Source organism: Leucobacter sp. UCD-THU (assembly GCF_000349545.1).
GTDB lineage: Bacteria > Actinomycetota > Actinomycetes > Actinomycetales > Microbacteriaceae > Leucobacter > Leucobacter muris.
This window is the reverse complement of the sequence record NZ_KB714604.1, coordinates 163,396-182,629: the sequence shown is the minus strand read 5'-3', so window position 1 is coordinate 182,629 and position 19,234 is coordinate 163,396. Positions and strand designations below refer to the sequence as shown.

At 72.1% G+C, this 19,234-nt stretch carries 16 protein-coding genes; 7 read left to right on the top strand and 9 right to left on the bottom strand.

What is annotated here, in order from left to right:
- Nucleotides 1–27: 27 nt before the first annotated feature.
- From pyrH to rpsB, 3 genes are all read right to left on the bottom strand, one after another.
- Nucleotides 28–744, bottom strand: coding sequence for a UMP kinase (gene pyrH, locus H490_RS28290; protein ID WP_017884889.1), 717 nt, complete (start codon nucleotides 742–744; stop codon nucleotides 28–30).
- A gap of 107 nt (nucleotides 745–851) precedes the next feature.
- Nucleotides 852–1,682, bottom strand: a complete 831-nt coding sequence (gene tsf, locus H490_RS28285) for a translation elongation factor Ts (protein WP_017884888.1) — start codon at nucleotides 1,680–1,682, stop codon at nucleotides 852–854.
- Nucleotides 1,683–1,757: 75 nt separating this feature from the next.
- Complete coding sequence (rpsB, locus tag H490_RS28280) at nucleotides 1,758–2,633, bottom strand: 30S ribosomal protein S2 (RefSeq protein WP_017884887.1); 876 nt, start codon at nucleotides 2,631–2,633, stop codon at nucleotides 1,758–1,760.
- Between the two features lie 422 nt (nucleotides 2,634–3,055).
- On the opposite strand from rpsB, the gene H490_RS28275 reads away from it, so the two are divergent.
- Genes H490_RS28275 through H490_RS28260 form a run of 4 tightly spaced genes read left to right on the top strand, consistent with a single transcriptional unit; the run spans nucleotide 3,056 to nucleotide 7,395 of the window.
- Complete coding sequence (locus H490_RS28275; RefSeq protein ID WP_017884886.1) at nucleotides 3,056–3,421, top strand: YraN family protein; 366 nt, start codon at nucleotides 3,056–3,058, stop codon at nucleotides 3,419–3,421.
- Nucleotides 3,418–5,055, top strand: a complete 1,638-nt coding sequence (locus H490_RS28270; protein ID WP_017884885.1) for a YifB family Mg chelatase-like AAA ATPase — start codon at nucleotides 3,418–3,420, stop codon at nucleotides 5,053–5,055. Before H490_RS28275 ends, H490_RS28270 begins: the two co-directional genes overlap by 4 nt.
- Nucleotides 5,052–6,476: a DNA-processing protein DprA gene (gene dprA, locus H490_RS28265; protein WP_238560351.1), complete on the top strand. Its 1,425-nt coding sequence runs from the start codon at nucleotides 5,052–5,054 to the stop codon at nucleotides 6,474–6,476. Before H490_RS28270 ends, dprA begins: the two co-directional genes overlap by 4 nt.
- Before the next feature lie 4 nt (nucleotides 6,477–6,480).
- Entirely contained in the window at nucleotides 6,481–7,395 is a 915-nt protein-coding gene (locus tag H490_RS28260) for a tyrosine recombinase (RefSeq protein WP_017884883.1), read from the top strand.
- Between the two features lie 216 nt (nucleotides 7,396–7,611).
- Here H490_RS28260 and H490_RS0116345 read toward each other — a convergent pair whose 3' ends face one another.
- The 3 genes from H490_RS0116345 to H490_RS28250 form a co-directional block, all read right to left on the bottom strand.
- Entirely contained in the window at nucleotides 7,612–8,316 is a 705-nt protein-coding gene (locus H490_RS0116345; protein WP_017884882.1) for a murein hydrolase activator EnvC family protein, read from the bottom strand.
- 148 nt (nucleotides 8,317–8,464) lie between these two features.
- Entirely contained in the window at nucleotides 8,465–8,788 is a 324-nt protein-coding gene (locus H490_RS28255) for a DUF2469 domain-containing protein (RefSeq protein ID WP_017884881.1), read from the bottom strand.
- 290 nt (nucleotides 8,789–9,078) lie between these two features.
- Entirely contained in the window at nucleotides 9,079–9,309 is a 231-nt protein-coding gene (locus H490_RS28250; protein WP_017884880.1) for a hypothetical protein, read from the bottom strand.
- Nucleotides 9,310–9,550: 241 nt separating this feature from the next.
- Between H490_RS28250 and H490_RS28245 the strand changes: the two genes are divergently transcribed.
- Genes H490_RS28245 through H490_RS28235 form a run of 3 tightly spaced genes read left to right on the top strand, consistent with a single transcriptional unit; the run spans nucleotide 9,551 to nucleotide 16,037 of the window.
- On the top strand, nucleotides 9,551–11,197 hold the full coding sequence (locus H490_RS28245; protein ID WP_017884879.1) for a DNA polymerase Y family protein: 1,647 nt from the start codon (nucleotides 9,551–9,553) through the stop codon (nucleotides 11,195–11,197).
- Nucleotides 11,197–14,682, top strand: a complete 3,486-nt coding sequence (locus H490_RS28240) for an error-prone DNA polymerase (protein ID WP_017884878.1) — start codon at nucleotides 11,197–11,199, stop codon at nucleotides 14,680–14,682. Before H490_RS28245 ends, H490_RS28240 begins: the two co-directional genes overlap by 1 nt.
- Nucleotides 14,683–14,714: 32 nt before the next feature.
- Nucleotides 14,715–16,037, top strand: a complete 1,323-nt coding sequence (locus H490_RS28235; RefSeq protein ID WP_017884877.1) for a nicotinate phosphoribosyltransferase — start codon at nucleotides 14,715–14,717, stop codon at nucleotides 16,035–16,037.
- A 139-nt stretch (nucleotides 16,038–16,176) separates the two neighbouring features.
- On the opposite strand, the gene H490_RS28230 is transcribed toward H490_RS28235, so the two are convergent.
- Genes H490_RS28230 through H490_RS28220 form a run of 3 tightly spaced genes read right to left on the bottom strand, consistent with a single transcriptional unit; the run spans nucleotide 16,177 to nucleotide 19,036 of the window.
- Nucleotides 16,177–16,452, bottom strand: coding sequence for a DUF3039 domain-containing protein (locus H490_RS28230; protein WP_017884876.1), 276 nt, complete (start codon nucleotides 16,450–16,452; stop codon nucleotides 16,177–16,179).
- 32 nt (nucleotides 16,453–16,484) lie between these two features.
- Nucleotides 16,485–18,056: a hypothetical protein gene (locus H490_RS28225; protein ID WP_017884875.1), complete on the bottom strand. Its 1,572-nt coding sequence runs from the start codon at nucleotides 18,054–18,056 to the stop codon at nucleotides 16,485–16,487.
- Nucleotides 18,026–19,036 (bottom strand): ABC transporter ATP-binding protein, encoded by a 1,011-nt coding sequence (locus H490_RS28220; protein ID WP_017884874.1) that lies wholly within the window; start codon nucleotides 19,034–19,036, stop codon nucleotides 18,026–18,028. The genes H490_RS28225 and H490_RS28220 overlap by 31 nt, the downstream gene beginning before the upstream one ends.
- Between the last annotated feature and the right edge of the window lie 198 nt (nucleotides 19,037–19,234).

The window sequence follows — 19,234 nt, the reverse complement described above, 5'->3', positions numbered from 1 at the left end:
ACCTTCTGAAAACGCTCTGATACCAGCTTAGCGGTGCACCAGGGTGCCGAGCTGCTCGCCGCGGATCGCCTCGGTGACGTTGCCGGCCGGCTCCATACCGAAGACGCGCATCGGCATGCCGTTGTCCATGCACAGGCTGAACGCCGTCGAGTCGACCACCTTCAGGCCCCGCACGAGCGCGTCGTTGTACGTGATCTCGTCGATGAGGGTCGCGTTCGGATCCTGGTTCGGGTCGGCGGTGTAGACGCCGTCGACGCCGTTCTTCGCGACCAGCACCTCGTCGGCGTGGATCTCGAGCGCGCGCTGCGCGGCCACGGTGTCGGTCGAGAAGTACGGCAGGCCCGCCCCGGCGCCGAAGATCACGACGCGGCCCTTCTCGAGGTGCCGGATCGCGCGCAGCGGGATGTAGGTCTCAGCGACCTGGGTCATGGTGATGGCCGACTGCACGCGGCTCGAGACACCGGCCTGCTCGAGGAAGTCCTGCAGAGCGAGGGCGTTCATCACGGTGCCGAGCATGCCCATGTAGTCGGCGCGAGCACGGTCCATGCCGCGCTGCGAGAGCTCGGCGCCGCGGAAGAAGTTGCCGCCTCCGACCACGACCGCGACCTCGGCGTCGTCCATGGCCGCCGCGATCTCGCGGGCGATCTGGCTGACCACGTCGGGGTTCACGCCCAGCGTGCCTCCGCCGAAGGCCTCCCCCGAAAGCTTCAACAGCACTCGACGCTTGCGTGCGGTCTCGGTCATAGGGGGTACTCCTTCGCTCGGATGATCTGGTAGGTAGCTTATGGGGTGGCCGCTGTACGCAGCATAAGGGCCCGGGTCGCGTGTGCGACCCGGGCCCTGGACGACGCTTAGGCGCCGACCTTGCTGCGGGCGAACCCGGTGACGGTGATGCCGGCGGCCTCGGCCACCTTCTTGACCTCCCGCTTGTCGGCGTCGAGGGCGTGCACCTGCTCGTTCAGCGCGACCTGCTTGAAGAAGGCGGTGAGACGGCCCTCGACGATCTTCGGCAGAGCGGCCTCGGGCTTGCCCTCGTTCTTCGAGATCTCGGTGACGATCTCGCACTCCTTCTCCACGTCGGCCTCGGGGACGTCCTCGCGGCTGAGGTAGAGCGGATCGGCGAACGAGATGTGGCGCGCGATGCTGAGCGCGGTCTCGGCGTCATCGCCCTCGTAGCCCACGACCACGCCGATCTGCGGGGGCAGATCCTTCGAGGTCTGGTGAAGGTAGATGGAGGTCGCGGGGGCCTCGACGCGCGAGACCTTGCGCAGCTCGATGCGCTCGCCGATGACGGCGGCCTCATCGGTGATCAGCTCGGCGACGGTCTGGTCGCCCGCGGGGGCCGCGAGGGCCTCTTCGGCGTTCTTCGCGCCGGCGGCGACGACCGCGTCGAGCACACGATCCGCCAGGGCGAGGAACTTCTCGTTCTTCGCGACGAAGTCGGTCTCGCAGACGAGCTCGATCATCGTGGCGGCGCCGTCGCTCTGCTTGGCCGCGACGAGACCCTCGCTCGCCTCGCGGTCGCCGCGCTTGGCGACGCCCTTCAGACCCTTGAGACGCAGGATCTCGATCGCCTTCTCGATGTCGCCATCGGCCTCGACGAGCGCGTTCTTGCTGTCGACCATGCCGGCGCCGAGGCGGTCGCGCAGTTCCTTCACAGCGGCCATGCTCACTGCAGCCATGTGTGACTCCTTCTTGTGTCGCCCTGCGCCCCTCGAGCGATCGAGGGGCGCAGGATCATACGTTGTGGTGTGGACTTACTCGGCGGCCGGGGCCTCGGCAGCCGCCTCGGCTGCGGGGGCCTCATCGGCGGCGGCTTCCTCGGCGGGAGCCTCGGCAGCGGGAGCCTCCTCGGCGGGGGCCTCGGTCTTCTCGGCGTTCAGCAGCTCGACCTCCCACTCGGCGAGGGGCTCGGCGGCGGCTTCGGCGCCCTCGGCGGGCTTCTGGTGGCGCTCCATGAGGCCCTCGGCGACGGCGTCCGCGATCACGCGGGTGAGCAGCGCGACCGAGCGGATCGCGTCGTCGTTGCCCGGGATCGGGTAGGTGACCTCGTCGGGGTCGCAGTTGGTGTCGAGGATCGCGATGACCGGGATGCCGAGCTTCTGCGCCTCGTCGATGGCGAGGTGCTCCTTCTTGGTGTCGACCACCCAGAGAGCCGACGGGGTCTTCGCCATGTTGCGGATGCCGCCGAGCGACTTCTGCAGCTTCTCGAGCTCGCGCTTCTTGAGCAGCAGCTCCTTCTTGGTGAAGCCGCTGGTGGTGCCCTCGAAGTCGAGCTGCTCGAGCTCCTTCATGCGCTCGAGGCGACCGGTGACGGTCTGGAAGTTGGTGAGGAGGCCGCCGAGCCAGCGCTGGTTCACGTAGGGCTGGTTCACGCGGGTCGCCTGCTCGGCGATGGCCTCCTGGGCCTGCTTCTTGGTGCCCACGAAGAGGATGTTGCCGCCGCGCGCGACGGTGTTCTTCACGAAGTCGTAGGCGGCATCGATGTAGCCGAGCGACTGCTGCAGGTCGATGATGTAGATGCCCGAGCGCTCGGTGAAGATGAAGCGCTTCATCTTCGGGTTCCAGCGGCGGGTCTGGTGCCCGAAGTGGACACCGCTGTCGAGCAGCTGACGCATGGTGACGACGGCCATTGCCGTTCTCCTGTTCTGCGCGCCCCTGCGGGCGCGCGCTTGCGGTTGTCATCGATCGCGGAGTGCGACCAGATCCTGGTGCCCCGGGCTCAGCCGCCCCGCGACGTGTGGAACACACGAACGGGGACCGTCGGCTTCGCTCCGCTGTGCGGGCACGCGAAGTCATCTCTTTCGAGATGCATCGACCAGTGTAGCATCCGGCTCCGCATCTCGGCGGTCGCGCGGAGGCGTCGCGGCCGCTCCTCGGACGGCGTCTCGCCGGGGGCCGTCCGCGGATGCTCGGCGGGCGCCCGCGGGAGGCCGGCGCGGACTCCGCTCACATGCCACCCGTTTCGCCCCTCACGCGACTATCCACTCACAATCGCCCGATTCCGGCGAAACCGCGCCGCCCCATCCCCCAGTCTGAAGACCAGGAGGTGCCCATGACCAGCTCGGCCCACAACCAGACACTCGGCGCGCGCGGCGAATCGCTCGCCGCGGCGTTCCTCGAGGAGCGCGGCTTCGTGATCCTCGACCGCAACTGGCGCAACCGCTACGGCGAGCTCGACCTGATCGCGCTCGATCGGGGCGCGCTCGTGGCCGTCGAGGTGAAGACGCGCAGCGGCCGCGGCTACGGCAGCCCGCTCTCGGCCATCACCGCGCGCAAGGCCGGGCGCCTCAGACGGCTGCTGCTCGACTGGGCGCGGGAGCACCGCACCCGCGCCTCCGAACTGCGCGTCGACGCGATCGGCATCACGCTCGGCCCGAGCGGCGCACCCGGCATCGATCATCTGCGGGGCATCCTGTGACCCGCGCGGTCTGCCGCGCGGCGGCCATCACGCTCACGGGCCTCGAGGGCACAGCCGTGATGGTCGAGGCCGCGGTCTCGCAGCAGCTCCCCGGTATGGCGATCATCGGGCTGCCGGACACCGCGCTCGCCGAGGCGAAGCTGCGGGTGCGCTCGGCCACGGCCCAGCTCGGCATGCCCGTCTCGGAGCGATTCGTCACGGTCAACCTCAGCCCGGCGTCCCTGCCCAAGCAGGGATCCGGCTTCGACCTCGCGATCGCGCTCTCCGCCCTCGCCGCTCTGGGCCACCTGCCGGCCGGCGAGCTCGCGCAGACCGCGCACCTCGGCGAGCTCGGGCTCGACGGCGAGCTGCGCAGGCCCGCGGGGCTCCTCCCCGCGGCCGTCGCGGCCCGGGCCCTGGGCTTCCGCCGTGTCATGGTGCCCGAGGCGTGCAGCGCCGAGGCCGCCCTCGTGCCGGATCTCGAAGTGATCGCGGTACCCGGTCTCGCGGGTGCGGTGGCCTGGTACCGGGGTGAGGGCGGTCGCATCGCGGTGGGGGCCGGCGGCGAGCGCACCGGCGGTGCGGAGGCTGCAGGGCAGCGCGAGGATCGGGAGCAGCGCGAGGCCGAGCGTTCAGCGGATCCGGATCGAACCGTACAGTACAGTGCCGACGCGCAGCACCGCACCGAGGGTCTCGACATGGCCGACGTGATCGGGCAGCCCGAGGCCGTGGAGGCGCTCGCGGTCGCAGCCGCGGGGCGGCATCATCTCTCACTGCTCGGACCGCCCGGTGCGGGGAAAACGCTGCTCGTCTGCCGGCTTCCCACCATCCTGCCCGACCTCACCGACGACGAGTCGCTCACCGCCAGCAGCATCGCAGCGCTGGGCGGCGTATCGCTCACCTCGCTCGTGCGGCGGCCCCCGATGGAGTCCCCGCATCACACGGCCTCCAAGGTGGCGGTCATCGGGGGCGGCGACAGCGGCGGGGTGAGACCGGGTGCGATCACGCGGGCCTGTCACGGCGTGCTGTTCCTCGACGAGGCGCCCGAGTTCCCCAGTTCGGTGCTCGACGCGCTGCGTCAGCCGCTCGAATCGGGCTGCATCGAGATCCACCGCGCGAGGGTGCACACGGTGCTCCCCGCTCGCACCCAGCTGGTGCTCGCCTCGAACCCTTGCCCTTGCGGCAACGCGGGCTCGCGGGACACCGTGTCGGAGTGCCGCTGCTCCCCCGGCAAGCGGGTGAAGTACCTGCAGCGCATCTCGGGGCCGCTCAACGATCGCATCGATCTGCGGCTCACGGTGCAGCGCGTGCCGAGTGTGCTGCTCGGCGACGCCGAAGCCGAGCGCCCCTCGAGCGCCGATCTGCGGCGGTGGGTGACGCTGGCCCGCGGAGCGGCGGCCGAGCGGCTCAGCCGCACCCCGTGGAGCACGAACGCCGAGGTGCCGGGCAGCTGGCTGCGGGGGCCGGCGGTGCGCCTGCCGCGAGCCGACACCGCGGTGCTGGATCGGGCGTACGCCAGGGGTGCTCTGACGCTGCGGGGCTACGACCGGGTGCTGCGCGTGGCCTGGAGCGTCGCCGACCTCGCCGGGCGGCAGCGCCCGGGTCGCGAGGAGATCGCGCAGGCCCTCGCCATGCGGGGCGGTGATCCCCGGTGAGCCGCGATGACGCGCGAGCCGCCCGAATGCTCGGCGTCGACGATGGAGTGCGCGAGCGGTTGGCGCTGCTGGCGCCGGAGACCGCGGGCCGCGGGGCATCCGGGATCGACGGAAGCGGGATCGACGCGCTCGATGCGAGCGGTGGCGCCTCTCAGGGCGCCGAGCCGGCCGAAGTGCTGTTCGCCCGCGTCGTGTGGGCGAGACTCGTGGAACCCGGAGACGCCGTCGCGGGATACCTCGTGGCGGCGCTCGGCGCCGTCGCCGCCCTCGGGCTGCTGCTCACGGGAGCGACGGCAGAATCCGCCCGCGACGCGGTGCGCGCGGAGGGCGGGGTCGAGCCGGATTCGGCAGAGCTCACCCGGGCGTTCGGGCGCTGGCGGCTGCGGCTCGACCGCGCCGCGAGCCTCGGCGATCTCGACCGCGGCATCGAGTCGGGGATGCGGCTCGTATCACCGGGATCCGCGCACTGGCCGAGCGCGCTCGACGATCTCGGCGGGCACGTCCCGCTGCTGATCTGGGCCCGGGGCGAACTCTCGGCGCTCACGGCCTTCTCGGTCGCCGTGGTGGGCGCTCGGGCGTGCACCGGCTACGGGGCCGGCGTCACGGCCGAGCTCACAGAGGCCCTCTGCACGGCTGGTGCCGCGATCGTCTCGGGAGCGGCCTACGGCGTCGACGCCGTCGCCCACCGCACCGCACTCGCCGTCGGATCCCCCACCATCGCGGTGCTCGCCGGCGGAGCGGATCGCGTCTACCCCAGTTCGCACGGGCCGCTGCTCGCCCGCATCGCCGAGTCGGGTGTCGTCTGCTCCGAGATGGTGCCGGGAACGGCGCCGACCCGGTGGAGGTTCCTGCAGCGCAACAGAACCATCGCAGCGCTCTCCCGGGCCACGCTCGTCACCGAGGCCGGCGTGCGATCGGGGTCGCTCAACACCGCGGGGCACGCCGCCGAGCTCGGCCGCCCGCTCGGCGCGGTTCCGGGCCCCGTCACGAGTGCGGCCTCGGCGGGGTGCCACCGGCTGATCCGCGACTACGACGCCGCGCTCGTGACCAGCGGCGCCGAGGCTCGGGAGTTCGCCGGCCTGGGCGGGGAGCCGATGCTGTTCGAGCTCGCCGAGGCATCGGATGCGGCGACCGGCGACCGTGCGGCGGGGCCGGTCGGGCTCGGCGCTTCCGGCGTTCCCGGCGCTCCCGGCGTGCTGGGCGCACCGGGAACACCCCGGCAGCCCGCCCTGCACCTGCGGGTGCTCGACGCGCTGCCGCTGCGCGGGGCGCGAGGAATCGTCGAGATCGCACGGCTCGCGGGCATCGACGAGCGGGAGGCGCGGGGCGCGCTCGCCGAGCTGGAACTGCTCGGCGCGGCGACGCGTCGCGAAACGCCGGGAGCAGCCGGAGCCCAGTGGGCGCTGCAGCGGCGAGAATGATGGCATGGAGTTGGCGGCGGCGATCAAGGCGTTCATCGCGGCCGTGCGCCTCGAATACGGGTATTCCGAGCACACGGTGCGCGCCTACGAGCGCGACCTGCGCGACTTCTCGGAGTTCGCCGAGCAGGCCGGCGCCACCGCTCTCGCCCAGTGCGACCTCGAGCTCATGCGCGGGTGGCTCTGGCAGCGGCAGCAGCGGGGCCTCGCGGCGAGCACCCTCGCCCGCAACGTCGCCACCCTCAAGTCGTTCGGCTCGTGGCTCGAGCAGCGCCGGCTCGTACCCGGCAGCCCGGCCTCCCGGCTCCGCGCGCCGAAGACCCAGCGCGAACTCCCTCGTGTACTCGCCGACGAGCAGATCACCCGCATCCTCGAGCGGGCCGCCCTGCGCGCCGAGAGCGGCGACCCCGAGCAATTGCGCGACCGCGCCGTGCTCGAACTGCTCTATGCCTCCGCACTGCGCGTCTCCGAGCTGTGCTCGCTCGACCTCGGGGGCGTCGACCGCCGCGAACGCACCGTGCGGGTGCTCGGCAAAGGCGGCAAAGAACGGGTGGTGCCCCTCGGGGCGCCGGCCGCCGAGGCCATCGACGCCTACCTCGAAACCGGGCGCCCGTCCCTCGCGATCCGCTCGGAGCAGCCCGACCTCGCCGCGTTCTTCCTGGGCAGGCGAGGTGCGCGGCTCGGCACCAACACCGTCTACCGGCTCGTGGCGCGCGAGCTCGAGCACGAACCGGGCGGCGGCCCCCGCGGCCCCCACACCCTGCGGCACACCGCCGCCACGCACCTGCTGAACGGCGGAGCCGACCTGCGCGTCGTGCAAGAACTGCTCGGGCACGCCAGTCTCGCGAGCACCCAGGTCTACACCCACGTCTCCACCGAACGGCTCGCGCAGAGCTACCGGCAGGCCCACCCTCGCGCCTGACCCGGGCGGCACAGCACCGACTCGGCACGACCCGTCTCGGCACGGCGCGATTCAGCACCGCGCGGTTCAGCACCGCGCGGTTCGCGACGTCGAATAACGCCGCACGATCCTCACTTCCGCGATGCGCGGTACCGAACGATGCGCGCTGCCGAGCGATACGCGGTGCCGACGCGCAGTGCCGAACGATCCCGCGTGCACGATCCCGCTCGCTCCGGTTCACCAGGGCAGCAGCACCGGCCGACCGCGGAGGTACCGCAGCGGATTGACGTACTCGCCGCCCACCCGCACCCCCAGGTGCACGCACTCCTGCAGGCAGTGGCCGCCGCCCGCCACCTCACCGAGCACGGCGCCGGCCGCCACCGGGTCTCCCGCCGCAAGGCCGCTGCTCACCGGTTCCAGGGAGTAGACGGTGCGCTCGTCCACCCGCACCGAGACCACCGGCCGGTCCACCACCGCACCCGCGAACGAGACCGTGCCTGAGGCCGGGGCCACGACAGCCATATCCGCGGTGGCGGCGAGGTCGATCCCCCGGTGGCCCGAGCCGTAGCGATGCGGCGGGGCGCTGTAGGGACCCGTCACCTCCAGAGACCCGAGGGGCGGGATCCAGAGCCCCGTCGGCGTCCCATCGGCGGCGAGCGCGGCAGCGGGAGCCCCCTCCAACCACGAGACCCGCGCGAGCGGCGCCCGCGCATCCGATGCCGACACGGGCGACGGCACCGCCCGCGAGAACGCCGACGGCACCGAGGGTACCGAGGGCACCGCGAGCGCCGAGGAGGCGGTCACCGTTGTCGGCGGCTCCCGGGCGGTGGCCGGTGCGCCGCCCGGGACGCCCGCACTCACGAGCACCGCGATCATCACCAGGGCGATGAGAGCGAGCGCAACGGCTGAGGCGCGAGCGTGAGGGGAGACGGGAGCGGTCATGCTCCGACCCTCTCATCGTGGAGCAGCCGGCGGGGCACGATCCCGAGATCTGTGGAGAACCGGCCCGTCGACCGCGCAGCGGCGCGGATGTGAGCGGGGTGCTCAATGCGGGCGCCGTGCGGCCCGGGGTCTCACGCGGGGCGACCGGCTACTCGTCGAGCGACAGCTCCTGCGGCAGCTTGAATTCGCGGGCCGAGAGCTCTTCGACGTTGACGTCTTTGAAGGTGAGCACCCGCACCGACTTCACGAAGCGGTCGGAGCGATACACGTCCCATACCCAGACATCGCTCATCGACAGTTCGAAGTAGAAGTCGCTGCCGGCGTCCTGCCGCTTGAGGTCGACCTCGTTGGCCAGGTAGAAGCGGCGCTCGGTCTCGACGACATAGCGGAACTGGCTGGCGATGTCGCGGTACTCGCGAAACAGCGACAGCTCGGCCTCGCGCTCGTAATCGTCTAGCTCGTCTTCGTTCATCCCCACCATCCTACGCCGTCTTCGACGCCTCCCCGAGCCCCGCCGGGGACGGGCGCGTCCGGATTGACTTATTCGAACATATGTTCGAATATTGCTGCATGAATTCCGTCGCGACCGTCCGCTCGCTGCAGCAGCGCATCACCGAGATGCAGCCGCTGCGGCTCGACGATCGCGCGCTTCCCACAGCGTCGGGCCTGCGCCCGCTGCTGCCCGGCGGGTCCCTGCGCAAGGGGGCGAGCTACGCCGTGCACGGCTCCACGCAGCTCGCACTCGCGCTGCTGGCCGAGGTGTCATCGGCGGGCTCCTGGTGCGGCGTGATCGGCTGCCCGGCCTTCGGCGCCGAGGCCGCCGCCGCACTCGGCGTCGCACTCGACCGCTGCGTGCTCGTCCCGTGCCCCGGCCCCGACGCCCTGGGCATCGCGGGCGCGCTGAGCGAGGTGCTCACCGTCGTGCTGCTGCGCCCGCCCCAGCGGGTGGGCCCCGGTGAGGTCGAACGCATCTCGGCCCGTCTCCGCGAGCACGGCTCCGCGCTCGTCGCGGTGGGCGACTGGCCCAGGCCCGAGAGCACGATGCGGGTCACGGGGTCGCGGTGGCGAGGGCTCGGCGAGGGGCACGGCCTGCTCGAGGAGCGGGAGCTCACGGTGCTTTTCGAACGATTTTTCTCGCGAGCNAGCAGGGGAGCAAAAAGGGTTCGAAAATGCGCTTCGCGGGCGGCGCAGTCGCCGACCCGGCCGTTCCCGGGGTTCGCAGGCTGGTGCCGCGATGAGCGCCCCCGTCACGGTCTCCGCGGCGGCGAGCGCGGCGGAGCGGATCCTCGTCTTCTGGGTGCCCGACTGGCCGGTGCGCGCCTATCTTCGCGAGTTGGAGAGCGCGGAGGAGGACCCGCCGGCCACCCCCGCCATCGCGCTGATCGCGAATCGGCAGGTGATCGCCTGCTCCGACGCGGCGCGGGCGGAGGGCGTGCGGGTGGGGCTGCGCGAGACCGAGGCCCAGTCCCGCTGCCCATCGCTCGCGGTGCCCCCGCACGATCCCGAGGTCGACGAGCGCAGATTCGCCCCCGTGATCGCCTCGCTCGAGCACCTCATCCCCGGGGTCGAGCCGCTGCGGCCGGGGCTCTGCGCCATGCGCGCCCGCGGCCCGGCGCGCTACTACGGGGGCGAGGATCGCGCAGCCGATGCGATCCTGAGCCTTGCCGAGCAGTTGGGCCTTCCCGGGGCGCGGGTCGGCATCGCCGATGGCCGCTTCGCCGCCGAGCAGGCCGCCCGCGCCTCCTCGACCGATCCGGCTGTCACGGCTCCGTCCGAGGGAGTGCGCATCGTGCCGGCCGGAGCCGCAGCCGCTTTTCTCAGCTCGCTTCCCGTCGGCCGCGCTGCGCAGCCGGCCTTCGCCGAGGTGCTGCACGGCCTCGGAATCCGCACGCTGGGGGCACTGGCGGCACTCCCCGAAGACGCGGTGCGGCAGCGCTTCGGGCCGGAAGGGGTCGCGGTGCACCGGCGAGCCTGCGCCTCCGGCCCGCAGCACGGCTCCGAGGTGCGCCCGCGCACCCCGGTGCGGGAGCTCGCCGTCGAACTCTCGCTCGAACCACCGGTCGAGAGCGCCGAGCAGCTCGCCTTCGCGTGCATGGCCCTGGCCGAGCGATTCGTCTCGGGGCTCGCCGAGGATCGTCTCGTCTGCACCGCCCTCCGCATCGAGCTCACCGACGACATCGGCGTGCGGCACGAGCGCGTGTGGTCGCACCCGCACCGCTTCACCGCGGCCGATGCGGTCAACCGTGTCCGCTGGCAGGTCGCCGCGATGCCGACGACCCCCGCAGGTGCAGAGAGCGGCAGAGAGGGGGCGGGCATCGCCTGCGTTCGACTGTCCCCCGCCCACACCGACCGCGCCGCCGCGCACGAGCCGGGCCTCTGGAGCACGGAGCCCGACACGCGCGTGCATCACCATCTGAGCAGAGTGCAGAGCCGGCTCGGACACACCGGAGTCGGCACGATGGGGCTCGTCGGCGGCCGCCTGCTCGCCGAGCGGCAGAGCTTCGTCCCCTGGAGCACGGGGCGGGCGGGCCGGCGCGAATCGCGGAGCTCCGCGGCAGGCCCCTGGCCCGGGGCGATCCCGGGGCCGACGCCCAGCCTCGTGTTCCCCGAGCCGATTCCGGTCGAGCTCTGCGACAGTTCCGGCGCCCCCGTCGCCATCGACGACGAGGATCTGCTCACCGCCCGACCGGCCCGTCTGCGGGTGAGCGGCACCGGGTTCGACGCCCCGGTGAGCGACTGGTCGCTCCCCTGGCCCCTGCGCGAGCAGTGGTGGCGGGGCGCCCCCGAGCGTTTCAGGCTGCAGTTGCAGCTCGCCGACGGAGACGCCTGGCTGCTGCTGCACGAGCAGGGGCGGTGGCACGCCGAGGGGCGGTACGACTGATGAAGTGGCACAACTCACCGCTGCCCTGGCAGGAGTTCGAACGGCGCCTCTCGGGCCGCGCCCCGCAAGCGGGCCCGCCCGCCGCAGCTCGGGATCGCCGAGACGATCCCGAGACGGGCGACGCGCGCAGAGCCGACACGGGATCCGGACCCGCCACCGCCTCCGGGCTCCACACGGCTGCCGAACCGCAGTCCCCCGCCGTGCCCTACGCCGAACTCCACGCCCACTCCCACTACAGCTTCCTCGACGGATCGTCGTCGCCCGAGCAGCTCATCGAGGAGGCCTCACGACTCGGCCTCAGCGGCATCGCGCTCACCGACCACGACGGTTTCTACGGAGCGGCGCGCTTCGCGGAGGCCGCCGAGGCCCAGAACAAGAGGAGCGCAGCAGACGAGCAGGGCGAGCGCTCCCCGCTGCTCACCGTCTACGGCGCCGAGCTCTCCCTCGGACTCGACGCCCCGCAACTCGGGGCGGCCGACCCGGTGGGCACGCACCTGCTGGTGCTCGCGCGGGGAACCGAGGGGTACCACCGGCTCGCGGGGGCGATCACGGAAGCGCAGCTGGCCGGGGGTGAGAAGGGTCGGCCGGTCTACGACCTCGAGGCGCTCGCCGAGGCCGGTCGGGGCGAGTGGGTGATCCTCACCGGCTGCCGCAAGGGCGCTGTACGTCGTGCCCTCGGCGGGGCCTCGACCCGCGAGATGGGCGAGACGCTGGCGCTGGCCGAGCTCGACCGCCTCACCGCGCTCTTCGGCGCCGACAGCGTGCACGTCGAGCTGACGCACCACGGGCACCCCGGCGACGACCCCCTGAACGCCCGCCTCGCGGGTCTCGCCGCCGCGCGCGGCGTCCCCACGATCGCCACGGGCAACGTGCACTACGCCGCCCGCGCGCATGCCCCCCTCGCCGAGGCCATGGCGGCGGTGCGGGCCCGTCGCAGCCTCGACGAGCTCGATCCGCACCTCCCCGCCACCGGCGCCTCCCATCTGCGCAGCGGAGCCGCGATGCTGCGCCGCTTCGCCCGCTACCCCGACGCGGTCGCGCGCACCGTGCCGCTCGCGAGGGAGCTGGCCTTCCCGTTGAAGGCCGCGCGGCCGAGGCTGCCGAAGCTGGACGTGCCCGAGGGGCACACGCAGATGAGCTGGCTGCGCAGCCTCGTGTGGGAGGGGGCCGAGCGCCGCTACGGCGCGGCGCTCCCCGACGGGCACCGCACCCGCATCGAGCAGGAGCTCGACGTCATCGAGCAGAAGGACTTCCCCGGCTACTTCCTGATCGTGCACGACCTGGTGAGCAAGGCCCGCGCGGAAGGAATCCTGTGCCAGGGCCGCGGATCGGCCGCGAACTCCGCAGTCTGCTACGTGCTGCACATCACCGCGGTCGACGCCATCTTCTATAATCTGCCCTTCGAGCGCTTCCTGTCGAGCCTGCGCGACGAGGAGCCCGACATCGACGTCGACTTCGACTCCGAGAAGCGCGAAGAGATCATCCAGTACGTCTACGGCAAGTACGGCAGGCGCAACGCGGCGCAGGTCGCGAACGTCATCAGCTACCGCCCGAAGGCCGCGGTGCGCGACGCGGCCAAGGCCCTCGGCTACAGCGCAGGTCAGCAGCGGGCCTGGACGAAGGGCCTCGAACGGTGGGGCGGCATCGAGGACGATCCCGACAGCCCCCTCCCCGAAGCCGTGCAGCGGCTGGCCAGGCAGTTCATGCAGGCGCCCCGGCACCTCGGCATCCACTCGGGAGGCATGGTGCTGACGGAGCGGCCCGTTGGCGAGGTCTGCCCCATCGAGCACGCCCGCATGACGGGCCGCACCGTGCTGCAGTGGGACAAGGACAGCTGCGAGACGATGGGCCTCGTCAAGTTCGACCTGCTCGGCCTCGGCATGCTGAGCGCCCTGCAGAAGACCATGGACATCGTCGAGACGAGCACGGGCGAGCACTGGGAACTCGACACGATCCCCAAGGAGGAGGCCGGCGTCTACGACATGCTGTGCCGCGCCGACGCCGTGGGCGTGTTCCAGGTCGAGAGCCGCGCGCAGCTGAACACCCTGCCACGACTGCTCCCCCGCCAGTTCTACGACCTCGTCGTCGAGATCGCGCTCATCCGCCCGGGCCCCATCCAGGGCGGTGCGGTGCACCCGTATCTGCGCAGAAGGAATGGTCGGGATCCCATCGAGTACCCGCACCCCAAACTGGTCCCGGTGCTCGAGCGCACCATGGGCGTGCCGATCTTCCAGGAGCAGCTCATGCAGATGGCCATCGCCATCGGCAACTGCTCGGGAGAGGACGCCGACCTGCTGCGGCGCTCCATGGGTTCGAAGCGCGGCCAGGAGCGCATGGACAGTCTCAAGGCAAAGCTCTTCGCTGGGATGCGCGAGAACGGCATCGGGGACGACGACGCGCAGCGCCTCTACGAGCAGATCGAGGCCTTCGCCAGTTTCGGATTCGCCGAGAGCCACTCGCTCAGCTTCGCGCTGCTCGTCTACGTCAGCTCCTGGTTCAAGCTGCACTACCCGGCGGCCTTCCTCGCGGGCCTGCTGCGCTCGCAACCCATGGGCTTCTACTCCTCACGGGAGCTCGTGCAGGACGCCCGCCGACACGGGGTGACGGTGCTGCCGCCCGATGTGCAGCGGTCGGGCGCGCAGGCCGACCTCGAGGCGCTGCCGAACGCGGATCGCGGCCGGGTCACCGGTTCGGATGCCTGCCTCGCGGATCCGCAACCCCCGGTCGGAGCCTTTGATGCGCAGGCGCCGGACACGAGCGGCGTGCACCGCCGCGACGGCGCCTTCGCGGTGCGACTCGGCCTCACCTCGATCCGGGGCATCGAGGCGGAGGCGGCCGAGCGCATCGCCCGAGCCCGCGCGCACGCGCCCTTCGAGGATCTCGCCGACCTCGCGCGGCGGGCGGACCTGGACCGGAGCCGGATCGAGGCGCTGGCCTCGGCGGGCGCCTGCGAGAGTCTCGGCATCGGTCGCCGCGAGGTGCTCTGGGCCGCCGCGCCGGCGGCGGACAACCGGGAGCGCTTCCTGCCCGGCATCGCCGTGCACGTGCAACCGCCCCTGCTGCCCGTGCTGAACCCGGCCGAGCAGACCGCCCTCGACATGTGGACCACTGGGGTGCCGCTCGCGGCGCATCCGCTCGAGCTGCTGCGCGACTCGCTCGACGCGCGGGGCGTGGTGCGCTCGGACGGCGTGCGGCTCACCCGCCCCGGGACGATGGTCGAGGTCGCGGGGCTCGTCACGCACCGCCAGCGCCCCGGCACCGCTGGCGGCATTGTCTTCGTGACGCTGGAAGACGAGGCCGGCAGCGTGAACGTCGTGACCTGGCGGGATGTCTGGCTGCGCAACCGGCTCGTGGCCCGATCCTCGCCCGCGCTCGTCGTGCGGGGTGTGGTCGAGCGCTCACCGGAGGGGGTGATCAACATCATCGCCGAAACCTTCGAGCCGCTCGCGGCACCGGCGGGCACCACCTCACGAGATTTCCGCTGATCCGGCCGCACCCCACCGACTATGCTGGCGGCGTGCACACGTCAACGGCCCTCCTCACCGACCACTACGAGCTCACCATGGTCGACGCCGCGCTGCAGGCCGGCACCGCTCAGCGGGGCAGCGTCTTCGAGCTCTTCGCCAGGCGGCTCTCGGGTGCGCGCCGATACGGCGTCGTCGCCGGCACCGGCCGCCTGCTCGACGCCATCGAGCGCTTCCGCTTCACCGACGCCGAGCTCGAGTTCCTGCGCGAGCACCGCATCGTGAGCGGGGCCGCCCTCGACTGGCTGGCCGACTTCCGGTTCTCGGGCGACATCTGGGGCTATCCCGAGGGCGAGGTGTTCTTCCCCGGTTCCCCCCTCATCATCGTCGAGTCGAGCTTCGCCGAGGGTGTGCTGCTCGAGACGCTCGCGCTCAGCATCCTCAACGCCGACTCCGCCGTCGCCACCGCGGCCTCCCGCATGAGCCACGCCGCGGCAGGCAAGCCGCTCGCCGAGATGGGCTCCCGCCGCACCGGCGAGTACAGCGCCGTCGCCGCGGCCCGCTCCGCCTACCTGGCCGGCTTCAGCGCCACGTCCAACCTCGAGGCGGGCCGCCGCTACGGCATCCCGACCATGGGCACGGCCGCCCACAGCTTCACCCTGCTGCACGACAGCGAACGGCAGGCGTTCGAGGCGCAGGTCGCAGCCCTCGGCACCGATACCACACTGCTCGTCGACACCTACGACATCGAGCAGGGCGTGCGCACCGCCGTCGAGGTCGCCGGCACCGGGCTCGGCGCCGTGCGCATCGACTCCGGCGACCTGCCGGTCGTCGTCGCGCAGGTGCGCCGACTGCTCGACGAGCTGGGGGCCACGCGCACCCGCATCACCGTGACGAACGACCTCGACGAGCACACCGTCGCCGCCCTCGCGGCCTCGCCCGTCGACAGCTTCGGCGTCGGCACCTCGGTCGTGATCGGATCGGGCACCCCCACGATGGGCATGGTCTACAAGCTCGTCGCGCACGAGAACGAGTCGGGCGAGTGGATCTCGGTCGCGAAGAAGTCGGCTGAGAAGGCCTCCGTGGGCGGGCGCAAGAGCGTGCGCCGCAGCTACAACGCGCGGGGGACCGCGACCGCCGAGCTGATCCTGCTCGGCGACGGCCCGAGCGGCGAGCCCGAGGGCGAGGATCTGCCGGGTGTCAGCCGCGAGGTGCTCGCACCGCTCGTGCAGGCGGGCGAGATCCTGCCCGAGCACACGGGCGCCGCAGGCCTCGCGGCCGCCCGCGAACGGCACCGCACCCGCGTCGCCGAGCTGCCGCCGGTCGCGCTCAGCCTCACGCGGGGCGATCCCGCGATCCCCACCGAGTACCGCTGACCCGCTCCGAACCGCTCGAACAGCCGATCAGCGACAGGGCCCGGCGAGACGGCTGCGCCCCCGCCGAGAAACCTCGGCGGGGGCGCAGTCGTTCACGCACCGCATGCGGTCGCTCGGCCGCGGCGGAGCGAGCTGCGCGTCACTTCTTCATGCGCTCGTAGACCCTCTTGCAGTCGGGGCAGACCGGGAACTTCTCGGGGTCGCGCGAGGGCGTCCATTTCTTGCCGCAGAGCGCGCGTACCGGCTTGCCCGTCACGGCCGATTCGAGGATCTTGTCTTTGGGCACGTAGTGCGAGAAGCGCTCGTGGTCGCCGTCCTCGATCTGCGAATCCTCGAGCAGTTTCTCGAGTTCGCGGTCGAGCACATCGGTGCCCCCGCCTGCGGTGTCCGGATCACGACGCGAGAAAATACCCATGAGCCGATTGTACCTCGGGGGCTCCCGGAGCGTCAGTCGAAGACCTGGGTGACGGCGATGAGTTCGGGGCCGCTGCGGTCGAAGAGCCAGCCGCCAATGAACACGCCGAGCAGCAGCACCACGGCGCCGTAGCCCAGGCCGAAGCCGAGCGCCCACATGTTGCTCGCGAACTCGACGTCGAGGATCGCGCTGATCGCGTACCAGAGGGGCGGCACCGCGAGCAGCAGCGCCAGCACCATCGAGAGGGTCTGCGCGAGGCCCGAACCCGAACCCGACCACTGGGGCTGCGAGAAGGGGCTGTCCCCGGGTCGCGTCGCCGGGTAGGGCATGAGCACGGAGAACACGCTCGACACCGCGCACGCCACCAGCAGCACCGAGACGTTCATGCCGATCACCGCGGGCAGCACCCGCCACTCGCCGAGGATCGTCACGGTGATGCTCGAGCCGATGAGGGCGAGGGGCAGGCCGATCATGAGCACGGGAGCCAGGCGGCCGGCGCGGTCGGCGCGGCCGCGGATGCCGCTAGCCACGTGCTCCCAGATGGCGGTCGAGTCCATCGAGACGTCGTTGTGCTGGGACCAGCCGAGCAGCAGCAGGATGACCGGCAGCGGCACGAGCGCGAGCGGCCGCAGATCGGCGCCCGCCACGGCGAACGCGATGAGCATCACGACGGGGGCGATCGGGATCGCGAAGAGCGCGACGCGGTAGCGGGGGTCGCGCGCCCAGTAGGTGAGCTCGCGGGCGGCGATCACCTGCGCGGGTCGCGCGGCGAAGCGCTCGAACCAGCCGAGGCCGGCGCGGGCCGCGTCGGGGGCGACGGGGCGGTCGACGTGCTGGTTGGCGAAGCGCACGAGCGGGAACCAGACGGCCAGCAGCACGAGGATCGCGGCGGCCGCGACCGCGAGATGCAGCAGGGCGCCGTCGACGTCGCCCGCGGCCGCGAGCGCCAGGGCCGCGAAGGGCGCCCCGAACGGGGTCCACCCCGCGGCTTCCGCGGCGCTGGTCGCGGCGACCGATCCCTCTGCCCCGAACGCTGTTGCGGCCGCGAACACGGCCACCGGCAGGAAGGCGATGAGCAGCACCACGCCCACCGTGCGGATGGAACCCGCGTTGCGGGCTCCTGCGAGCAGCTTCGACACGGCCGACACGACGCGCGCGCTGCAGAGCGCGAGGATCGCCGCGAGAGCCAGGGCGACGGGCGCGATCCAGCCCGGCTCGCCCCACTCGGGCCGCAGCACGGCCAGCGCCGTCAGCCAGATCAGCATCAGCAGGAAGGGCCACGTCATGATCGACGTGATGAGCAGCGACGAGGCGATCGCCGCGGGCGCGACCGGGAACTGGCCGAACTGGCGAGGTTCGAGGTTGCGGCGGTTCTCGAAAAACGGCACCACGAACGCGCCCGCCAGCACGATGGTGCCGATGATCACGTCGACGATCGCGCGCTCGTGCCCGGCGGGCAGCAGGCGCGCGGGCACCACGGCGAGCAGCACCGCGGCCGCGCCGAGCAGCACGTAGAGCAGTGAGGTGCGCAGGCCCTTCGCGAACGATCCTCGGAACGCACCGCCCAGCAGCGCTACTCGGAGTCGGAAGAGCCGTGCAACCACTCGAGCCCCTTCCTCGCGTCGCTCATGCCGGTCAGTCTGGTGAAGCGCTCCTCGAGGCTGATGCCATCGCGCACGGCGTCGACGGTGCCCTGCGCGATGACGCTGCCGTCGACGATGATCGAGACGTGATCGCAGACGCGCTGGATCAGATCGAGGCTGTGGCTCGACATGACCACGCTGCCGCCGCCCGACACGAACTTCTCGAGGATCTCGGTGACGTTCGACGCCGAGACGGGGTCGATCGCCTCGAACGGCTCGTCGAGCACGAGCACCTCGGGCGCGTGGATCATGGAGCAGGCCAGCGCGATCTTCTTCTGCATGCCGGCCGAGTAGTCGGAGACGAGGCGCCCGAGCGCCGACTCGAGGCCGAACGCCTCGGCCAGCTCCGCGGAGCGCTGCGCGACCGCGCCCTCCTCGACGCCGTGCAGCACGCCGCAGTAGTAGAGCAGCTGCGCGCCCGTCAGGCGGTCGAACAGGCGCAGCCGATCCGGCAGCGTGCCGATGAGGCGCTTCGCGGCCGGCCCGTCGCTCCACACGTCGACGTCGCGCACGCTCACCCGCCCGGAGGTGGGGCGCAGCAGCCCGCTGATCATCGAGAGCGTGGTGGTCTTGCCCGCGCCGTTGGGGCCGACGACGCCGGTGAAGGATCCGGCGTGCACCTCGATCGACACCTCGTTGGCGGCGACGAGCGAACCGTAGGTCTTCGTGAGCATCTCGGTGCGCAGCACGACGGGGTTCTGCTCAGCCAGACGGCCGCGCTCCCGCGCTCGCACCACCGACGGAACCGGCACCTGGATACGGCCCGTGCGCGTTGACGGCTTCGGCTGGGCAGCCTCGAGATCGGCGGCCCGGGGCTCGGAGGGGGCGTCACCGCTCGCACCCGCGGCGCGGCTCGGCCGGATGCGGGGGGAACCGCCCGCGGATGCCGCCTCCGCACCGGTCTCCTCGCCCTGACGGCTCTCGACCTCGCGCTCCTCCAAAACCGGTTCGCTCGACCTCGAGCTCTCTTCTGGCTCGAAAACAGGCTCGGTCGAAGGCGATACGGGCGGCACGTGTCTAATTTATCAAATCATCGGCGGCGAAGCGTGTGCGCGCGCCGGGAGCCGCGGCTTCGGTGCGCGGGCCGACGGGCCGCCCCTCCGCGGGTTCGAGCGGCGGGTTGAGCCGGCGAGTCGTGC